The 19,755-nt window shown below is 33.3% G+C and carries 19 protein-coding genes; 13 read left to right on the top strand and 6 right to left on the bottom strand.

Features of this window, described 5'->3' with window-relative positions; translation table 11 throughout:
- Positions 1–72 precede the first annotated feature (72 nt).
- The 5 genes from L1S34_RS03900 to dapF form a co-directional block, all read right to left on the bottom strand.
- Positions 73–714: a peptidoglycan-binding protein LysM gene (locus tag L1S34_RS03900; RefSeq protein WP_166138635.1), complete on the bottom strand. Its 642-nt coding sequence runs from the start codon at positions 712–714 to the stop codon at positions 73–75.
- A gap of 97 nt (positions 715–811) precedes the next feature.
- The gene (locus tag L1S34_RS03895) at positions 812–1,753 is read right to left on the bottom strand and encodes a DUF2279 domain-containing protein (protein WP_236362900.1); all 942 of its coding nucleotides are present in this window, start codon (positions 1,751–1,753) and stop codon (positions 812–814) included.
- Positions 1,704–2,744: an endolytic transglycosylase MltG gene (gene mltG, locus L1S34_RS03890; RefSeq protein WP_236362899.1), complete on the bottom strand. Its 1,041-nt coding sequence runs from the start codon at positions 2,742–2,744 to the stop codon at positions 1,704–1,706. Before mltG ends, L1S34_RS03895 begins: the two co-directional genes overlap by 50 nt.
- A gap of 79 nt (positions 2,745–2,823) precedes the next feature.
- On the bottom strand, positions 2,824–3,366 hold the full coding sequence (locus L1S34_RS03885; protein ID WP_166138647.1) for a GNAT family N-acetyltransferase: 543 nt from the start codon (positions 3,364–3,366) through the stop codon (positions 2,824–2,826).
- Between the two features lie 74 nt (positions 3,367–3,440).
- Positions 3,441–4,223: a diaminopimelate epimerase gene (dapF, locus tag L1S34_RS03880; protein ID WP_236362898.1), complete on the bottom strand. Its 783-nt coding sequence runs from the start codon at positions 4,221–4,223 to the stop codon at positions 3,441–3,443.
- A 137-nt stretch (positions 4,224–4,360) separates the two neighbouring features.
- Here dapF and L1S34_RS03875 point away from each other — a divergent pair, with 137 nt between their 5' ends.
- The 3 genes from L1S34_RS03875 (at position 4,361) to L1S34_RS03865 (ending at position 8,277) form a co-directional block, all read left to right on the top strand.
- A complete protein-coding gene (locus L1S34_RS03875) occupies positions 4,361–5,761 on the top strand; it encodes a trypsin-like peptidase domain-containing protein (RefSeq protein ID WP_236362897.1) in 1,401 nt (466 codons plus the stop codon).
- A gap of 159 nt (positions 5,762–5,920) precedes the next feature.
- A complete protein-coding gene (locus tag L1S34_RS03870; protein ID WP_236362896.1) occupies positions 5,921–7,369 on the top strand; it encodes a glyceraldehyde-3-phosphate dehydrogenase in 1,449 nt (482 codons plus the stop codon).
- Positions 7,370–7,596: 227 nt separating this feature from the next.
- Entirely contained in the window at positions 7,597–8,277 is a 681-nt protein-coding gene (locus L1S34_RS03865; protein WP_236362895.1) for a hypothetical protein, read from the top strand.
- 291 nt (positions 8,278–8,568) lie between these two features.
- Here L1S34_RS03865 and L1S34_RS03860 read toward each other — a convergent pair whose 3' ends face one another.
- Positions 8,569–9,975, bottom strand: coding sequence for an APC family permease (locus L1S34_RS03860; protein ID WP_236362894.1), 1,407 nt, complete (start codon positions 9,973–9,975; stop codon positions 8,569–8,571).
- Between the two features lie 460 nt (positions 9,976–10,435).
- Between L1S34_RS03860 and L1S34_RS03855 the strand changes: the two genes are divergently transcribed.
- The 10 genes from L1S34_RS03855 to L1S34_RS03810 all read left to right on the top strand — a co-directional run bounded on the left by L1S34_RS03855 (position 10,436) and on the right by L1S34_RS03810 (position 19,685).
- The gene (locus L1S34_RS03855) at positions 10,436–11,368 is read left to right on the top strand and encodes a hypothetical protein (protein ID WP_236362893.1); all 933 of its coding nucleotides are present in this window, start codon (positions 10,436–10,438) and stop codon (positions 11,366–11,368) included.
- A 196-nt stretch (positions 11,369–11,564) separates the two neighbouring features.
- Positions 11,565–12,623, top strand: coding sequence for a hypothetical protein (locus L1S34_RS03850; RefSeq protein ID WP_236362892.1), 1,059 nt, complete (start codon positions 11,565–11,567; stop codon positions 12,621–12,623).
- A 27-nt stretch (positions 12,624–12,650) separates the two neighbouring features.
- Entirely contained in the window at positions 12,651–12,968 is a 318-nt protein-coding gene (locus tag L1S34_RS03845; RefSeq protein ID WP_236362891.1) for a hypothetical protein, read from the top strand.
- A 143-nt stretch (positions 12,969–13,111) separates the two neighbouring features.
- Positions 13,112–13,543, top strand: coding sequence for an RDD family protein (locus L1S34_RS03840; protein ID WP_236362890.1), 432 nt, complete (start codon positions 13,112–13,114; stop codon positions 13,541–13,543).
- Between the two features lie 307 nt (positions 13,544–13,850).
- Complete coding sequence (locus L1S34_RS03835; RefSeq protein ID WP_236362889.1) at positions 13,851–14,591, top strand: prolipoprotein diacylglyceryl transferase family protein; 741 nt, start codon at positions 13,851–13,853, stop codon at positions 14,589–14,591.
- Positions 14,581–15,975 (top strand): radical SAM protein, encoded by a 1,395-nt coding sequence (locus tag L1S34_RS03830; protein WP_236362888.1) that lies wholly within the window; start codon positions 14,581–14,583, stop codon positions 15,973–15,975. Before L1S34_RS03835 ends, L1S34_RS03830 begins: the two co-directional genes overlap by 11 nt.
- Before the next feature lie 11 nt (positions 15,976–15,986).
- Positions 15,987–16,172 (top strand): hypothetical protein, encoded by a 186-nt coding sequence (locus L1S34_RS03825; RefSeq protein ID WP_236362887.1) that lies wholly within the window; start codon positions 15,987–15,989, stop codon positions 16,170–16,172.
- 418 nt (positions 16,173–16,590) lie between these two features.
- Positions 16,591–16,983 (top strand): hypothetical protein, encoded by a 393-nt coding sequence (locus L1S34_RS03820; RefSeq protein WP_236362886.1) that lies wholly within the window; start codon positions 16,591–16,593, stop codon positions 16,981–16,983.
- Between the two features lie 246 nt (positions 16,984–17,229).
- Positions 17,230–18,711, top strand: coding sequence for a WG repeat-containing protein (locus tag L1S34_RS03815; RefSeq protein WP_236362885.1), 1,482 nt, complete (start codon positions 17,230–17,232; stop codon positions 18,709–18,711).
- A 176-nt stretch (positions 18,712–18,887) separates the two neighbouring features.
- The gene (locus L1S34_RS03810) at positions 18,888–19,685 is read left to right on the top strand and encodes a hypothetical protein (protein ID WP_236362884.1); all 798 of its coding nucleotides are present in this window, start codon (positions 18,888–18,890) and stop codon (positions 19,683–19,685) included.
- The last annotated feature ends 70 nt before the right edge of the window (positions 19,686–19,755 follow it).

Raw genomic sequence — 19,755 nt, 5'->3', positions numbered from 1 at the left:
TTTCATCTTGAAAACTAATAAGCACAAAAAAGGCTAGTATTGCACTAGCCTTTTTTCTTTATAATTTAATTTTTAAATAGACGTAACAGTTGCGTTTCCATCTGCTTCTATAAACGAAGTATCATAACCGCTAAACATTTTCATATAACTGCGAATTGACGATCCGTAAGCATCAGAAAAATTGCGTCTACCTTTATACCTAAAGTATTTTTTAACCGATCCAGCACCACCAAGGTGAGCTGCTGCCAAAATTCCTGACTCTGTGATACGAACGCCATTTAAAACGGTGCCTTCGTATTTTTCAATTTCTTTTTTTAATTCCCATTTATTTTTAGCTAACAAGGCCAAAAATGCTTTTTCTTGTAATTCTGGACTGTTTAAAAAATGAGAACTGCTTTTTACTCCTACCGATTTCAATGTCTCGGTTCCAAATTGATATTTACCTAAATAACCTAAGGAATTGATTTTTTTATACTTGCTTTCGGATTCTCTTTTTCCGATAGCTTCTTTAAAACCAACAAAAAAATTACCAGTGTAAGGAATACTTGAATTGTTGTATTCACTTGCTTGTTCAGATGGAAATAAGTAGTGTGAACCATCTTCTTCATTAATAAGAAACCATGGGTTAGTTTCTAAATTTAAAGGCTTAAAACCTAAACTCAAAAAAACTGTAATAACAGTCAGACTAGTGTAAAAATACCACTTCTTTATCATAAATTGTTTTTCTTCAAAACGCTGTCCCGTTAAGAAATTTCTATGCGCAAAGGTACGTAAAAAATAGCAAGCCTGATAATCAGCACGTTAAACTTTTCTAAAAATAGACGAAGTGGTATTTTATGTCGCCGAACTGACTGATTTCGAGCGTCGGAGCAGGAACCTTAATTGTATTAATTAAAGAAAAAACAGTCTTCAAAACCGGAGATTGGGTCTTTATTTTGGTTAAATCAACATCGAAACTGAGGTAAAACTGTCTCGTTCGCCTTGCATTAAAACCAGCCGTTGCAACTTGATCTTTAGGGTTTCCTGCTAGCATTCCATCAGCTCCGTATCCCAAGGCAATATTGAGAAATTTTGGCAATTTTGATTGCTTGGCAAAGGAGTGCAAGTTCACCGAAAGCCAATAGGTTTGACCGTTGTAATCTTTTAAAATTTGTTCCGTTAAATTGGCGCCCAAAACCTCTGGACGGTATTTTGCAAAAGTGGTTTGATGAAAAGAAAATTTAGGAATAATACGTTGTTCTTCCCACAGAAGATCCTGCGCAAGATATAAACCTGTTCCCGTTGCGTTGGCCACCACGTCGCCTACAGATGCTCCCCATTCTTGAGAAAAACCATCCATAACCTCAACAGCAGTTAAAAAGGCAAAACCCATTCCGGCACCATACAACCTTTGTTGTTTTTTACTGGCACCGCTCCAATGCCAAAGTTCAGCGCTTAGCCGACCTAATTGATAAGAAGAATAAACATGTCCTACCTTATCCATTTGAAGCCATTCTGCATTGTCATCAACAAAATGAAATTTCGATCGAGGATACGAAGCATACCACAACTGATTTAACCCGATTAATGTTCCACTTGCAAGTGCGGCTTGTGAAATCCCTACTGCTTTTTGTCGTTTAAGATGCAAGGAATCAGCAGGTTCAAAAAAACGCTGCGCGAAACTTATTTGAAAAAAAAGGAGGAAACAAAGAACAAGGCGCATTTTATCGTTGTACGCCTTGACTGTTAATCCAATCAGAGTATTTTTTTGCATTAACATTGTGCTCCGCTAAAGTTGTAGCGAACTCATGGTACCCAAAACGATCTACGCTAGCGCAAAAGTAAATGAAATCGTTTTTTTCAGGATTTAAAACTGCTTCGAGCGCAGTGATATCTGGCATGGCAATTGGCCCAGGAGGTAAACCAATATTCATATAAGTATTATAAGGATGTGGCATTACCAAATCTTTGTAAAAAACTCTTTTGATCACTTGATTAAAGTCGTTAGATTTCTTTTTCAAGGCATAAATCACAGTAGGATCGGCTTGCAAAGGCATTTCTAAACGCAAACGATTTAAGTATACGCCTGCAATGCGCGGTCTTTCGTCTTTTTTTACTGATTCTTTATGAACGATTGATGCCAAAGTTGTAGCCTGAATTGGCGTTAGCCCTTGTTTTTGCGCTTGTGCAATACGCTCCTCAGTCCAAAAACTACGGTATTCTTTTAGCATTTTATCTCTGAACTTTACTGCAGATGTATTCCAATAAATCTCATAGGTATTTGGAATAAGTAAGGCCAAAACCGTCTCTTCATTAAAACCGTTTTCTTTTAAAAAAGTAGAATCTTTAAAAGCTTGCAATAGTGAAATACTGTCGGCTTCAATTTGTGAACCCACACGACCTGCCAAGTTTTCAATGCGTTCTTGATTGTTAAAAGCCAATTTCACCGCTGAATTAAGGCGCAGACTTTTAACCAATTCGTAACTATTCATTCCTTTCGTCAAAAGAAAGCGACCTGGAATCACATTCTCGGTATACCCGCGTTTGCTGGCAACCGTTTCAAAACGGTCCATATCTTCAACATAAGGCAAAAGCAATTGTTTTACTTGCTCATAATTTGCATCAGTAGGCACGTATACGTACACTTCATTTTCAGAAAATTTGGTATTTGGCGAAAATACTTTTTGTACAAAATACAAACCGTAAACCAATAAAATCGAGATTACAACTACAGATACAATGCTGATTATTTTTTTGATATTCATTTGAGGGCTTTTATGAATGAAGAAATATGTTTTCTAATTTATAACTAACTATTTGAAAAACAACAACTCATTTTTATAACTATAGCGAAGGCCATTGCGTGTTAATGAGTTGAAAAATGGCTTCGTCTTTGTAGACACCTTTTACAAAAGTCCAATCTTTTTTGACACCAATTTTTTCGAATCCAAATTTAGTAAAAAGTGCCGTACTTGCAGCATTTTCGGTACTAATATTTGCATACAATTGATGTAAATTGAGGTTTGTAAAAGCATATTCAATTAATAAATCCAATGCTTCTGAACCGATGTTTTGATTTCTGTTTTCTGATTTTTGAATAACGATGCCAACACCTGCTCTATTGTTTTTGGGATCAAAATCAAATAAATCAATTAAGCCAACTGCCGGAAAATCTTCGTCTTGACAAATAGCCAATCGCAATTGTTTGGCTTCATAAATATCTTGTTGGGCGTTTTCAAGGTATTGTTTGACCAAAAATCTGCTGTAAGGTGTTTGTGTATTGCTAACCTCCCAAATACTTTGATCGTTTTCAATAGCGTACACGAACTCCAAGTCATTGGGCTCTAGCGCGCGAATATAGATGTTTTCGCCTTTTAATGTTTTCATTTAATTATTTCAGGAAGTTACATTGAGGAATCGCAGCAATGCACCAAAGTTGATTTCGATATTAGTTTCGTAAATTAAATTGCGATCGTACCTTGAAATACAAATTGAGCAGGTCCTTTCAGAAAAACATTGGTAAACTGCTCGCCTTCTTTTTCAAACGAAACGGTTAATTTTCCGCCCTCTACATTCAAATCAATCTCTGTTTCAACTGTTTTTCCCAACACATTCATCGCTATGGCTACTGCTGTTGCGCCTGTACCGCAAGAAAGTGTTTCATCTTCTACGCCTCTTTCATAGGTACGTAAAGAAAAGGTATTCGGATCGATTTGGCTCACAAAATTGACATTACTTCCGGCTTGACCGTATAAAGCGCCATAACGAATGGCGGCTCCGCTTTGTTTTACGTCGTAATTGGGTAAATCAGCTACCAACTGCACATGATGTGGCGAACCGGTGTTCAAAAAAACATAATCCTTCTGCACATTTACATCGGTTACATCAATCATTTGCAGTGCTACAATTTCGTTCTCGTCAACACTAGCATGATGCAGACCATCTGTAGCAATAAATGTAGTTTTGTTTTCAATAACCTGTAGCTTTTTGGCGAAAGCTACCAAACAACGACCGCCATTGCCGCACATAGAACTGGTATTCCCATCTGAATTGTAATACACCATTTTAAAGTCGGTTTCGGCATCGTTTTCCAGTAAAATCAAACCATCAGCTCCTATCCCAAAACGTCGGTCGCACAATCTTGCTACAAGAGCTGTGTTCTCTTTTGGAAAAAAAAGCGAACGGTTGTCAATCATAACAAAATCGTTGCCTGTACCTTGGTATTTATAAAATTCTAATTGCATTTTTTTAATTTTGTGAAGTACAAAAGTACAAACTATTAATGAAATGTTAATCATTGTTAAAGAGCGTTAAACGGTATTTTAACAAACCAAAAAAGTTTTAATTTTACTTGTAATTATTTTTTTAAACGAAATTAAAGATGAAAAATTTATCAACATTATTTGGAGTTTCCTTGTTAAGCGGTGTGGTTACTTTAGGTTCCTACAAGCTATTATTTGATACTGATGGTTATTTTTCTAAAGATAATGGCTCAGTAGTCACGATGGCGTCCAATTCATACGGAAAAAGAGTAGGCCTAGCATCAGAAGTACTTGACTTTACTGAGGCTGCTGACAAAACGATACATACGGTGGTTCACGTAAAAAACGTTTCAAGAACAACGGTTTCTAACCCAATTCTAGAATACTTTTATGGTTTTCGAGGCGGACAATCACAAGAGCAAGTAGGAACTGGATCTGGAGTAATTATTTCTGAAGACGGCTACATTGTGACCAACAATCACGTCATTAAAGATGCATCCGAAATTGAAATTACACTCAACAACAAGAAATCATACAAAGCGAAACTGATTGGTACCGACTCAAAAATGGACATCGCTTTGCTTAAAATTGATGCCGATGAAAAGTTACAGTACACCGCTTTCGCGAACTCTGATTCGGTTAAAGTAGGCGAATGGGTATTGGCGGTAGGAAATCCGTATAACTTAAACTCGACTGTTACGGCAGGTATCGTTTCGGCGAAAGCCAGAAATTTAGACACAAGCGGAATCCAATCTTTCATTCAAACAGACGCGGCGGTAAACCCAGGAAACAGTGGTGGTGCTTTGGTGAATACTCGCGGTGAATTAATCGGAATTAACACGATGATTTCGTCGCCAACCGGAAGTTATACTGGATATTCATTTGCCGTTCCTTCTAACATTACCCGCAAAATCATTGAAGATTTAATGGAGTTTGGAAATGTACAACGCGGAATTCTAGGTGTTGAAGGTGGCGAATTGAACAGTATCAGTTCTAAAGATTACGGTATTAGTTTGACTCAAGGATTTTACATCAATAAAGTAACTAAAAATTCAGGTGCTGACAAGGCTGGTTTGGCCAAAGGCGATGTTATTGTAAAAATAGACGAACAAAACATCAGCACTTTTGCGGATTTGTCAGGATACATTAACACCAAACGTCCAAACGATAAGGTACAAGTTACTTATAACAGAGACGGAAAATTAAAAACCGTTCCGGTAACGTTGAGCAAAAACGAGTTTTTTAATGCGGAGTTCAAAGGAATGACGTTAGAAAATATTGAAGCTGCCGATAAAAAGAAATTTAAAATCGATTATGGTGTGCGCATCAAAGGCATTAGCGACCAAAAATGGCAGCAATACGAAGAGGAATTGGTTGGAAGTATTATTTTGACTATCGATAATGTGAAAGCGACTAATGTAGAAACCGTATCAAAATTGATGAGTAAAATTGATGACAATCAAAAAGTACGCATTGAATTGATCAGTAAAAACGGTGAATTGCTAAGATTCTTTATGTAAAATAATTTTAAAGTTTAAAACACTAAGCCATCTTGCAAAACAAGGTGGCTTTTTTATTTTGCAAAAAAAATAAAAAACACGCTACGAAATCGATTGAAATGGGTACTTTTGCACAAATTTTAAAAAAATACAAGACCTTATTTTCATTAAATTTTCAACATGACAACTACAACTTTATACGAAAAAGAAGTCTCTTTGCAAGCCGACAGGCGACGTGCAGGAGTAGAATTGATTAAAATCATCAGTGATTTATGGTATGACAAATCCATTGAAATGGTTTTGTTTCGCAACCAATTAATAGATCGCAATGTAAGCGAGGTAATCAACCTACATGAGTATGCTGCTGCATTTGTAGGTAAACCTATTTCCATTTTTAATTCGGTTAAAATTGCTCAAGCGATTTTAGAATTGAACTTACCACCCGCAAAATTAGACATCGGAAAACTAACGTATGAGTTTGGCCAAGAAGAAGACAACTATCCTGACGCGAAATATTTTGTAATTGACAAATTAAAAAACGCTAAAAATTCAGAAGAAATTCAACCAAAAGATGTTGTTTTATACGGTTTTGGACGTATTGGTCGTTTATTGGCTAGAGAATTAATGTCAAAAACAGGTAAAGGAAGTCAATTGCGCTTGCGTGCTATTGTAACCCGCGATAAAAACGATGCGGTTTCATTAGAAAAACGTGCTTCGTTGTTACAATACGATTCTATTCATGGCGATTTTGAAGGTTCAGTTACTGCCGATCCTGCAAACAATGCTTTAATCATCAACGGAACAACTGTTCATGTAATTACTGCAAACAGTCCTGAGGAAATTGATTACACGCAATTTCATATAGATAATGCCTTAGTGATTGATAATACAGGAGCTTTTACAACACAGGAAGCATTGAGTCGTCACCTTACTTCAAAAGGAGCTGATAAAGTATTGCTTACCGCTCCTGGAAAAGGAGTTCCGAATATCGTTCACGGAGTTAACCACAACGAGTACAACCCAGATGAAATCAGTATTTTCTCTGCAGCTTCTTGCACAACCAATGCGATTACTCCGATTTTAAAAGCGGTTGAAGATACCTTAGGCGTTGTTAAAGGACACTTAGAAACCATTCATGCCTATACCAACGATCAAAACTTGGTAGACAACATGCACAAGAAATACCGTCGAGGTCGTGCTGCTGGTTTAAACATGGTAATTACCGAAACCGGTGCCGGAAGCGCTGTTGCAAAAGCATTACCATCATTAGAAGGAAAATTAACTTCAAATGCGATCAGAGTTCCTGTTCCTAATGGTTCGTTAGTAGTTTTGAATTTAGAAGTTTCTAAAAAAACTACCGTAGCCGCTTTAAATTCAATCATGAAAAAGTATGCTCTTGAAGGCGAATTGGTAGAGCAAATAAGATACTCAATGAATAACGAGTTGGTTTCATCAGACATTGTAGGAACGGCACAACCTGCTATTTATGACAGTAATGCGACCATTGTTTCAAAAGATGGTAAAAGCATCGTACTTTACATTTGGTACGATAACGAATACGGTTACAGCCACCAAGTAATTCGCTTGGCTAAATATATTGCTAAAGTAAGACGTTATACTTACTACTAGCCTACCGTTTACAAGTTGTGGTGGGTGGTTGTAATTTTTTTAGTTTTAGTTTTAGTAAATAGTTTTAAATTTAAAACAACCACTTCCCAACTTGAATAAAATTCAAAATCCGTCTTGTTATTAAACGAGATGGATTTTTTGTTTCACAATAAGAAAAGAAAAACATTACAGTTATGTAGTATTTTATTTCTATTTTTAGCATTGTCAAATTTCTAACTCAATTCAGCATGCTTAAAAATTCCCTAATCGCCCTTCTACTACTTACAAATTTTATAAGTTACAGCCAATCGTCTGATGACAATACAAATTACTGGATTGATATCGATGGAAAATCTGTTTCTAAAACACAATATTTAAAGCAATTTGGTGGCCGATATTCAGAATTTGCTGCATGGAATTACATTGCAAAAGACTCTGGACGGGTCACAAAAACCCATTACAAATTTAACTTGTATACCGTTGATCATTCCTTTTTTCTAAATTACATCAACCGCACCACGAATAAAAAATTACCTACCAACACCACTTTATTAATTGAATTCCATTACAAAGATGACCTTTGTAGCAGTAATTCTTCCAATAAGTGGAGCGGGTCAAAAATTGCGAATCGAAAATACCACACCGATACTTGGAAAAAATCTATTGAAAGTAAAAATGAAAATCTAGTCTATTTGGTCTTTTTTGAAAAAGGTATTGAATTACAAAATTCAAAAAGCAAACGCGAATACTATTTCAGTGACCAAGAAAATTTATTAAGACAGAAAATCTTTTTAAACCCAACATCATGCGGTTCCTATATGATTTCAAAACCAGATGGAATAACACTTGTTCGAAATGGCGAAAGTACTGCCAAAACAATGGCCGCAAATTTAGATCCAAAAAAATGGGACAAGCAAGAATTTGAATAATCGTTCATTCTTCTAATCATAAAAAAAATCCGTCTTGTTATCAAACGAGACGGATTTTATGTTTATGATTTTCTGTAATTGTACCGAATTGGCACGCAGATGACACAGATTAAAGGGATTTTAATTGATTTTTTTAAAAACTTTCAATGAAATTAACAATGACTTTTTTTAAACGTATGAGGAATCCAATTTTATGTAAGTTGAACTATTTTAAATTCATAAAAGACCTAAAATACATTTCACAACTTACTAATTAATAACTCATAATTCATAACTCATAATTAAAAAAGCCTACTCCTTCGCCTTAGTCAAATAGTAAATCGGGATACCAATAAGCATAATAAATACACCCCAACCACAGGTAGTTGGTTTTGTGTACAATAACGCCAAACATATCGCCGAAGAAATCAAAATGTACAAAGCAGGCAAAACCGGATAACCAAAAGCCTTGTACGGACGCTCTGCATTGGGCATTTTTCTGCGTAAAATAAAAATTCCTAAGATGGTTAATATGTAAAATACCAGAACAATAATTACCACAAAATCAAGCAAATCACCATACTTACCCGTCAAACACAATGCCGAAGCCCAGATGCATTGCGCCCAAATAGACCATTCTGGTACACTCGCTTTGTTTAACGAAGCTGCTTTTTTAAAGAAAACACCATCCTGCGCCATCGTATAATACACACGAGCACCAGCCATAATCAAACCATTGTTACACGCAAAAGTCGAAATCATAATCATCACGGCAATAATCAAAGTACCAACCGACCCAAAAATAGTTTGCGAAGCCACCACAGCCACACGATCTGATTCGGCAGTAGCAATATCAAACAAAGGCACTACAGCCAAATACATCACATTGGCCACAATATAAATCACACTTACTAATAATGTTCCTAGAAACAAACTCAAACCCACATTGCGTTTAGGGTTTTTAATTTCGCCTGCAATAAAAGTCACGCCTTCCCAAGCCACGCTAGAGAATTGCGATCCCACAAAGGCCGCCGAAATACCCGATATCAATGCAATACCACCAATAGGCAACCACTCGCCTGTTTCCACATTCAAACTTTGAGCTTGCCATGCATTGGCCCAATTCGCATCCCACACCGCACTATCGGCAGCAATAAAACCAAAAATAATCAGACCCGCTAACGAGAGTACTTTGATCACCGTAAGCACCGTTTGCAAAATCTTAGAATTCTTCACCCCACGACTGTTCACATAACTCAACAACACAATCGTAACAATAGATACAATTTGGGCGGCGTTCAGTTTAAAATCGCCTATTTCATACAAAATATTTTTATCACTCAAAGGCGCATACAAGTACGCCGCAAATTTGGCAAAAGCCACACCCACAGCCGCAATAGTACCGGTTTGAATCACCGCAAAAAAGCTCCATCCGTACAAAAACCCAATCAGTTTTCCGTAAGCTTCCTTAATATACACATACTGCCCGCCCGCCGTAGGGAACATCGCGCTCAACTCGCCATAACTCACCGCAGCAATCACGGTAATCACGCCCGTAAGCACCCACATAGCAATCAGCCAGCCGGCAGAGCCAAGTTGTCGCACCATATCCGAGCTTACAATAAATATCCCCGATCCTATCATAGAACCCACCACAAGCATGGTCCCGTCAAGTAGTCCTAATTCTCTCTTAAAATTGTCTGGTTTTTGGTCTTCCATAAAATGGTATTTTGGTTAGTTGTGGGCTAAAGATATACTTTTTTTAGAAATCTAAATTCAGATGCGCTTATTTATGGCATGTCCCAGCTTCCGCACGGCTACAGCTGCGTCAGGCTATGCGCTCTATCTTTATTTTCTTAAAGAAAGAAAATAAAGGATGCCGCTCCTATCCTTCATGCGAAATCCTCCGTTTCATTTTTAATCTCGAAAAAGAGAAGCACAGCATCAATTTTTAAGTACGAAAAGGTTGAAATAATTGAAGACTCTTCACTTATTTGTAATACTATTATACTTATATTTGGAAACAGATAAATGTGGCTAACAGCAAAGCAAGTGATCTAATTTGAGAGAGCTGTGTTTGATTTTGCGAGATAAAGCTAAAAGTTGGCGGTCATGGTAGCGCAAAATCAATAATTTATGGCAATTTAAAAAACAATAATCATCAAAAAAAACAACAACTATGAAAAACAAAATTTTAATTTTATTTCTATTCTTTACTTTAACTTCTTTCTCGGGAGAGAACAAAAAGGGATTTGTTAATGAACAAAGTAAAAGTGCAGAAACTAATCTTGACATAAAAAATAATGAAATCACTATTAAGTATTCAACTCCAATTAAAGGTTATAATGTAAGTGTAAAATGGCTAATTAGAGGAAAACTCGACGTGCCTGGTTCAGAAAATTTTAGCGGTCCAGCAATACTAACTTTTGAAAACAAAGACACTAAAGAAATATCTTGGGTTTTACACCCTGAATTTACAATAGACATTGATAAAGAAAATTTAAAATATTTTACGGTGGAAGATGATCAATACATAAAAAACCAAAGTTTTACGCAAATCTCTAAATATATAAAACCGAAATTTGAAAAAGTTGGAACTTCTAAAAAAGAAGAAGAAGAAGAAGAAGAAGAAGAAGAAGAAGAAGGTTTCGGATATACATACATTCCTTTCTTTTTTCAAGATGTAGATTTTGATGATAAAGACGAACTTATTCTTACTTATGCCAAAACATTTGAAAAAGGTGGTTCACAAAATAAAATATTTAAAACACCAGACTATGATAATTTGGAATTTAGCGAAATGACTAATGAGCCATTTGCTAATTTTTCAGGATTCTACGATGGTAATCCTAGTGCAGACGCATATAGTTACACAACTATTGATTATAAAAACAAAACCATAATACATTCGGGTCTGTCAGGTGCAGGAGGTCGAGGGGAAATTATTTATGAATTTAAAAAATCAGAAGGTGGGGATGATTATCACTTATTTAAAAAAACAGATATAAATAATTATATTACTTGGGAAATAGAGGAAACTACAATATATACATATGATGATTATGGAAAAGAAATCATAAAAATAAACAAAAGTAAATCGAAGTTAAAATAAATTATATCCCCGCTACCGCGAGCGTCCCGCTCGTGATGGTATTTACGGATTACTATGATTTTAGTTTGTACTAGTCATTAGTTTTTTTTTAAATATTGAAATAGTATTTGTGTTCACGAGAGGAACATTTATGCCAGCTTGGAGAGTAAAACCAAAACGTTAGTTAATTTAATAAAAAAACAAAAAAATTACGTTAATGAAGTTAAATATAGACCTTAAACAGCTTAATTGGTTCATTGCAATAAGTTTTCCGGGTTTGATAATAATATCAAGTTTTTTGGTTACACAAACCGACAAATTTAGAATTAATACCGAACTACTTTCCAATGCAATATTGTTTGATATTCTTATTATTGCGCCTTTTCTTTATTTCTTAGTCATACGACAAGGAACTGCTAACAAAGCAAGTGTGTTTAGGATTTTTTCATTGTGCTTACTTGCATCAGGATTAATTTTAGACAACACTAATACATCTTTATTATATTACATACAGACATTTGTTTATCCTTTAATAGAATTAAGTATCATTATTTGGATGAGCAGAAGTTTTTATTTAGCACGTCTTGAAGCAAAATTACAATATCAGAATAAAGATTTTTTATCGTTTTCTAGAGTAGTTTTGAATAAGGTCATCGGTAACGAAAAGGCAAGTAATTTTTTCGCATCTGAGATTGCTGCCATTTATTACACATTTAATTGGGAAAGGACCACAAAAGCCGATGACAAAAAAACGTTTAGTGTTTATAAAGAAAGTGGTTTAATAGCGCTTTTATATGTTTTAATGTTTGTCATATGTATTGAAACTGTAGCTACACATGTGCTAATAGCTGGGTGGAACGAGACATTTGCATGGGTAGCCACAGGGCTAAGTCTTTATAGTTGCTTACAATTATTTGCCCATATCAGGGCTTTAAAAATAAGGCATATCGAACTACTACAAAATGAAGTAAAAATCTATAACGGGCTTGCTGCCGAGGTCGTCATCAGTTATGAAAATATAGAAAGATTAGAACTGACAAATAAATTACCAACAGATAAAAAGTTCGTCAAAACAGCATTATTAAACAATTTAGAAGAGCATAACTGCATCTTGTATTTGAAAACGCCTGTTAGCATTATCAAATTTTTTGGAATTAAGAAAAATGCAGATACTATTCTCTTTCGTATAGACAATTCACAAGTTTTTTTTAACATCATCACAATCAAAAAGATGAATAGTGAACTTCCCGCGCTAGCACAAGCGTCCCGCTCGTGATGGGTGCAAAATAAAAAAAGTAAAAAATTGAAAGTCCTAAATATCATCGCAATACTATTGATTTCAGGAATATCTGGATTTTTAAGTATGGCCTTTTATCTCGGTTCTATTGAAAACAAAGAAGAGTTAGTAAGACAATTACCGATATCCTATTGTTATAGATTTGGTGCATTTAGCCTTTTAGGAATTATAGGAATCAGCTTATTGGTCTTGATAAATTTTTTAATCAATAAAATAATAAAGAACGAAAATAAAAAAACTAATTTGAAAGAATTAACTAAAATTGGATTATTGACAACTGTTATTTTTTGTCTCATTGCAACTTATGTTTTCTATAGAATTTAAAAAAAAAACAACTCCGACTAGCGCTACTATCGCTCTAGTTATGGATTTGAAAAATCTATAAAAAATGACAAATTAAAAGCAGAAAAAATATCAGAATTTCTGCAAATTGACAAATTATCAATTGATTAAATACTTAAAAAATAATGACAGAATATCGTACTAAACCAAATTTGTTAAAAAGATTTATTGCGGGTTTAATTGACTATTTATTAGTTTATGGTTTCTTCTTTGCTTTTGTTTACGCTTTCGGAGAACCAAATAATGAGGGCGGATATTCGGTTACAGGAATATTAAGCTTAATTCCATTTGTATTCTGGTTTTTAATTATTGTTTTTACCGAAGTCTTTCTTGGAGCAACTCTTGGTAATGCTTTAGTTGGACTAAAGCCACAATCTTTAACAAAAAGTAATGGCGAATTGAGTTTGAGCCAATCAATAAAAAGACATTTATTTGACCCAATTGATATGTTCCCATTTGGCTTGATTGCGATAATTACAATTAAAAACACCGATCGAAATCAACGCTTAGGAGATATTTGGGCCAAAACTATCGTTACCGAAGTAGAAAATAAATAAAAAGCAATCCAAGCGCAAGTTTTCCGCTCGTGATAAATGGATAGATAAGATTTTAGTTTGTACCAATCTTTAGATTTTTTAAAATAGTGTGATATTGATTACATTCACTAGCGGTAAAATCAAGTTAGTTAAAGATAAAAGCTTGTAATAAACAAGAAAATATTTGCCGTTTTGTAATACTATTATACTTAAATTTGGGAATAAATAAATGTTGCTTAAGTCAAAGCAAACGACCTAATTTAAGGTTTATATGTTTGATTTTTTCAGAAGTATATAAAAGTCTGATGCCACTTTAAAACAAACAAAATTGACAATACCGTTTGAACCAAGTATTCTAGGATATAAATTCAATATTCATCTAATTCTTGAATATTTGGCATTTTTTATAGGTTATAGATATTACGTTTTTCTAAGAAAACATTCCACAGATTCTATTCCAAATTTAAACAGGCTTTCAATAGTATTGGGTGCTGCAATTGGTGCTTTTTTTGGTTCAAGAATGGTGGCTTTTTTAGAAAATCCAATTTTTACTTTTAATATTTCGGCTTTATTTACCCTTTTAAACTCTAAAACTATTATGGGTGGATTATTTGGAGGGCTTTTAGGAGTAGAAATTTCTAAAAAAATCATTGGAGAGAAACAATCATCTGGTGATTTATTTGTTTTTCCAATTATTCTCGGAATTTTTATTGGCCGAATTGGCTGCTTTTTATCCGGAATTAACGAATTCACTTACGGAAAAGTAACCACTTTTTTTTTGGGAATGGATTTAGGAGATCATTTAAATAGACATCCAATTGTTTTGTATGAATTAGTTTTCTTGGTATTTTTATTTCTTTTTTTATGGAAATTAAAGCAACTAAATATAAAAAATGGATTATTGTTTCAATACTTTATGATTAGCTATTTTGGTTTCCGGTTTTTAATTGAGTTTTTAAAACCTAATATCTATTTTATTTTTTGTTTAAGCTCAATTCAGATTTTATGCCTATTTTGTTTTCTTTATTATTACAAAACAATTTTTAATCTTTTCAAAAATGCCTGTTAGAAATTATACCTATTACGATTTTACTTTAAGCCTTTGCCCTGAATGCTTAAAGCGAATTGATGCCAAAATTGTTTTTGAAAATGATAATGTTTACATGCTAAAGCGTTGTCCTGAACACGGAAACTCTAAGGTATTGATTGCAGATGACATTCCATATTACAAAAATATTCGAAACTACAACAAACCCTCTGAAACTCCTTATAAATTTAACACCAAAACAGACTATGGGTGCCCGTATGATTGTGGCCTTTGCCCAGATCATGAGCAACATTCATGTTTAACAGTTATTGAAGTTACAGATAGATGCAATTTAACTTGCCCTACTTGTTATGCGGGTTCTTCTCCAACTTATGGAAGGCACAGAACATTAGAGGAAGTAAAAACGATGTTAGACACTATTGTTCTAAACGAAAAAGAACCTGATGTTGTTCAAATTAGTGGTGGAGAACCCACGATTCATCCACAGTTTTTTGAAATAATGGATTATGCAAAATCTTTACCTATTAGACATTTGATGCTAAACACAAATGGAATTAAAATTGCTAAAGACAAAGAATTTGCCAAACAATTAAAAAGTTATGCGCCAGATTTCGAAATCTATTTGCAATTTGATTCTTTTGAAAATAGTGTATTACAAGAATTAAGAGGAGCTGATTTGACTGAAATCAGAAAAAAAGCCATTGAAAATCTAAATGAGCTTAACCTGTCAACTACATTAGTAGTTACATTACAAAAAGGATTAAATGATCATGAAATTGGAAAAATAATTGAATTTGCATTACAACAAAAGTGCATTCGAGGAGTTACATTTCAACCCACACAGATTGCAGGCAGGTTGGAAAATTTCAATCCAGAAACGGATAGAATGACACTAACTGAAGTTAGAAGAAAAATTTTGGAACAAACATCCATTTTTAATCCAGATGATTTATTGCCTGTACCCTGTAATCCTGATGCGTTGGTTATGGGATATGCTTTAAAATTAGACAATGAAGTTTTTCCGCTAACCCGATACATCAACCCGAATGATTTGTTAGATAATAGTAAAAACACAATCATTTACGAACAAGACAATCTGCTTCAAGAAAAAATGATTGAATTGTTTAGTACAGGAAATTCTGTCGAAGTTGCAGAAGAAAATTTAAAATCAATTATGTGCTGTTTACCTAATATTGATGCTCCTAATTTAGGTTACGATAATTTATTTAGAATAATTATTATGCAATTTATTGACGCATATAATTTTGATGTTAGGGCTATAAAAAAATCATGTGTGCATACTGTTAATAAGGATAACAAAATAATCCCTTTTGAAACAATGAACCTTTTTTATAGGGATGACAAAAAAGAATATTTAGAAAAACTTCAAGCACAAACAATTTAATCTTTTGAAAAATGGAAGGAATAATGATACTAATGCTAATTTTAATTGTTTTTGGTTATTGGCTTACACCATTAATTCTAATAATACTGGGTTTAACAAGATTAAAATCAAAACCTGAAAATGCAAAAAATCTTTTTATAATTTCCGTAGTAATGTTAGTCGTTGGAGCTGGCTTTTGCGGTGTTTTAATATCTTAGAAACTCATAAAAAACTCCATATGATAGCTGTCACAATAGATTTGGATATTAGGCTTAATGGGAAGTTGGTTTTATTGGTTAGAATTTAGTTAATTCGAAAACAGGGCTTCATGTAATCCCCCGCTAGCGCGAGCGCACCGCTCATAATGTGTATTAACGGATTACTCTGATTTTAGTATGTGCCACTCATTACATTCTTTATGCTTTTCAATTCTAAAATGTATTCACGACTGTGACGCCCGCGCCAGCTTTGGGCTTGTATGTAAGATAAAATCAGCAATTAATTACAAACCTTTCCTGATTTAGAATACCATAATTCTTATATTTGAACACGAAATCATTAGCTAGAATTTGAAAAACGAAATGAATATTTCAATCCCAGATCTATTTTTTGAGACATAATAACTTACAAAACTCTATGACAGAAGAAACGGAAATGAGCAAAAAAGCAGGGATTGCATTTTTCATTTTAATTATAATTGGTCTTTACTTTATTTTTGACAAAGCCGATAAAACTAGAGCAGAAATTGAAAATTATCCTGGCAAAACGATATGTAAATACACGCTGTGCAAACCTACCGGCAAATCTTCTACCGCTTTTGTAAAATACGTTGTAAATAATAAATTGTATCGAACTAATAGTGGTGGTTGTCCTGAGAATTCTTCTGAAAAAATCAATAAATACTTCTACCTAAAATATGCTACAGTTAATCCAAACAACATTGAAGTTGATTTTACAAAAGAAGTTACCAACAAAACAGAGATTGAGGTATTAGAAAATCAACTTAAAAATTGGTTTGATCTGGAATAATATTGCTCAAGAATTAGCACAGCGGATTTAATAGCAAGCTCAAACTGAAATTGATTTTCTACATAAAAAATAACCAATACAAATGATAACTTAATTTAAAACGCAATCAAACACAATGTAATATTTTTTTGAAAAAACGAAACGCAACAATTAATCTAAAATAAAAAAAAACGTAACACCTAGAATTATTTAACAACGATGAAGAATACCTTGAAATTTATGTTAATCTGCACAACAACGCTTTTGATGTGTAATAAAACAACTGCTCAAAACAATTACATTGAAATTAACAAAAAACTTAAAAAAGTTAATCCTGCAGTAATTAGTAAAATACAAAGTGAAGGCTACACCGCTAATTATGATTATTACATCAACAATTATTTGATGGTTAATAAAAATGATTATCAAAGTTTTAGCGACACTTTAGGTAACGTTGTTAATTTACCTCTGAAAAATAGCGCTGTTTTTTACCCAACCAAAAAAGGAATCATTTTTACTTCAGATGCAAGTAAAAATATACATTCTCACTCCGACAGATTGTACAATATTCAGTCCTTTAATGTAAAAGGCGAAGAAAAGAAAATTCAAATAAATGATTTGAGTTCTTATTTTTTTTCTCGTAGAGTAAGCCAAACGGTTAGACAATATTTTACAGATTATGGAGATTATATTACCATACACAAAGCGGTGGATAATGTAATTTTCGAAGGATTGTTGCAAGACGATGGAAAATTAGTTTTACCAGCAGAATACCAATCTATTGATCATATTGGAAAGAATTTTTTTTCGCTCAAGAAAGACGGCTTTTATTACATTTATGATGCTGTTAAAAAAACAATTAATCCCACAAAATTTGAGGAAATTCAAATTTACGAAATTGATTTTCAAAACTATTTTTATGGTAAAAATGTTGCCAAGAAAGACAATAAATACGGCCTGTATGACTTCGCTTTAAATAAATGGACTATTCCAAATGTGTACGACAAATTGGAACAAGTAATTGAATCCTTTACCCTAGATCAAAGAACTCCAAAAGCAAAACTTATAAAAGTAATGTACACAGACTTGTATTATGCAGAAAAAGATAAAAAAAAGGGGGCTATTAATCAGCAAAATCAAGTAATTGTACCCCTTTTGTATTCAAATCTTAGCTACTCAAAAGATGGTCGTAGTCCAAATTATTTTACAGTTTACAACGACCTCAATCAATACAATTATTATGATTTAACATCGAAAAAAGAACTCTTTAAAAATTTTTACAGTGAATTGAATTTTGATGATAAAAAAAGAGATGTTATTCTAGGAAAAGCAGGTAAATATTGGAAAATGTTTAATTCAATTACCGATGAAGTTTATTTAGATGAAACGGAAAAAATGGTAAATATTCAGTTCGGAAATTTTGGGCCTTGCTTTTATATAGAATTTGAAGATGGCACGAAAGGACTTGGTTCGCGTGAAGCAAAAAAAATCATAGTTAGTAAAGAAAGGGATATCTACAAAGTCAATGATTGCAATAGTTACTACACAGTCAGCACGGCAACATATAAAAATTATATCATTGATAGCAGTGGAAACATAATCGTTCCTCCTCTTAAACAATTCAATGGAGCTGTTAAATTGCTAAAAGGCCATTTTGTTGTTTACAATTATAACAAACCTGACAAAATATTTATGGTATTTAATATGAAAGGCGAGGAAGTTGATAAAAAAGAATTTTTATCCAAATAAAATCAGCTTCAAAAGCCTTTTGGCAGGATTGCGAATTTTGAGGTACATACTTGTTTTTATTTGATCAGAAGTATTTTTCTTATCTCCAAAATAATCAGTTTCAAAGTTCGCAACCTAGCCAATCATGGAAAGGTTGATGGCAATATTTCCCATGAATAAATAGAAAATTAGAAAGTATGAATAAAATTAGAATTTCATTTTTGGTTTTGACAATTACACTGTTTGTAGGTTGTGATTTTATAAAAGATAGTTTCACTTTTAAAGATAAGACAAAAGAATTTGTGGAAACCTTAATGAAAAAGGACTATGACAAATGTGTTTCTCAAATGGCTTTGGAAAGTGAAATAGGTAAACAAACAAATGTTGATACTTTAAAATTGGGATTAGATCAATTTCGAGGTTTAATAGAACGAAACTTTGGCAATAAGTTTGAATTTTCACTGATGAAATCTGAAAAAAAGCGTTCAACAATAGAAAGTGAAAACACACCTCCAAATACCACACTTGCATTAATCGAATTTACAAATGAAAAAGAATTTGGAGTATTTCAAGTTTTATTTGATGACAATTCAAAAAAGATAATCAACATAAACACACTTGATGTAAAAGAACCTATTCCGAATATGGTAATCTTTTGGCTATTTGGCTTTTTTCCATTATTAATTTTACTTTTCAATATTTATGTAATTAGAAAAATTAAGAAAAGTTCATTATCAAAAAAATGGTTAAAATACCTAGCAATAATATTTTTCAATTTACCTACAATTAGATATTCTGCTGTCGAAGGTCTTTCTTATAAAATACTGAATTTTCAATTTTTTGGTCTAAGTTTTAGTTTTATGGGATTTCTTGGTTCAGTCTGGACTTTTGGAATTCCAATAGGTGGAATTTATTGGTTATGGAAACTGAAACAACATAAAATCGATGAAGAATTTAATACTGAAATAGTAGAAAACAACTCTTTAACTGATTAAAATGTACAGGCAACAACACCTTTGAAAATAGATTTGTACAATCAACTAATCGGGAAGCTGGTTTTTTCAA

The organism is Flavobacterium sp. K77 (assembly GCF_021608205.1).
Classification (GTDB): domain Bacteria; phylum Bacteroidota; class Bacteroidia; order Flavobacteriales; family Flavobacteriaceae; genus Flavobacterium; species Flavobacterium turcicum.
Note: the sequence above shows the minus strand (reverse complement) of the source record. Positions and strands in the feature narration are given on the sequence as shown.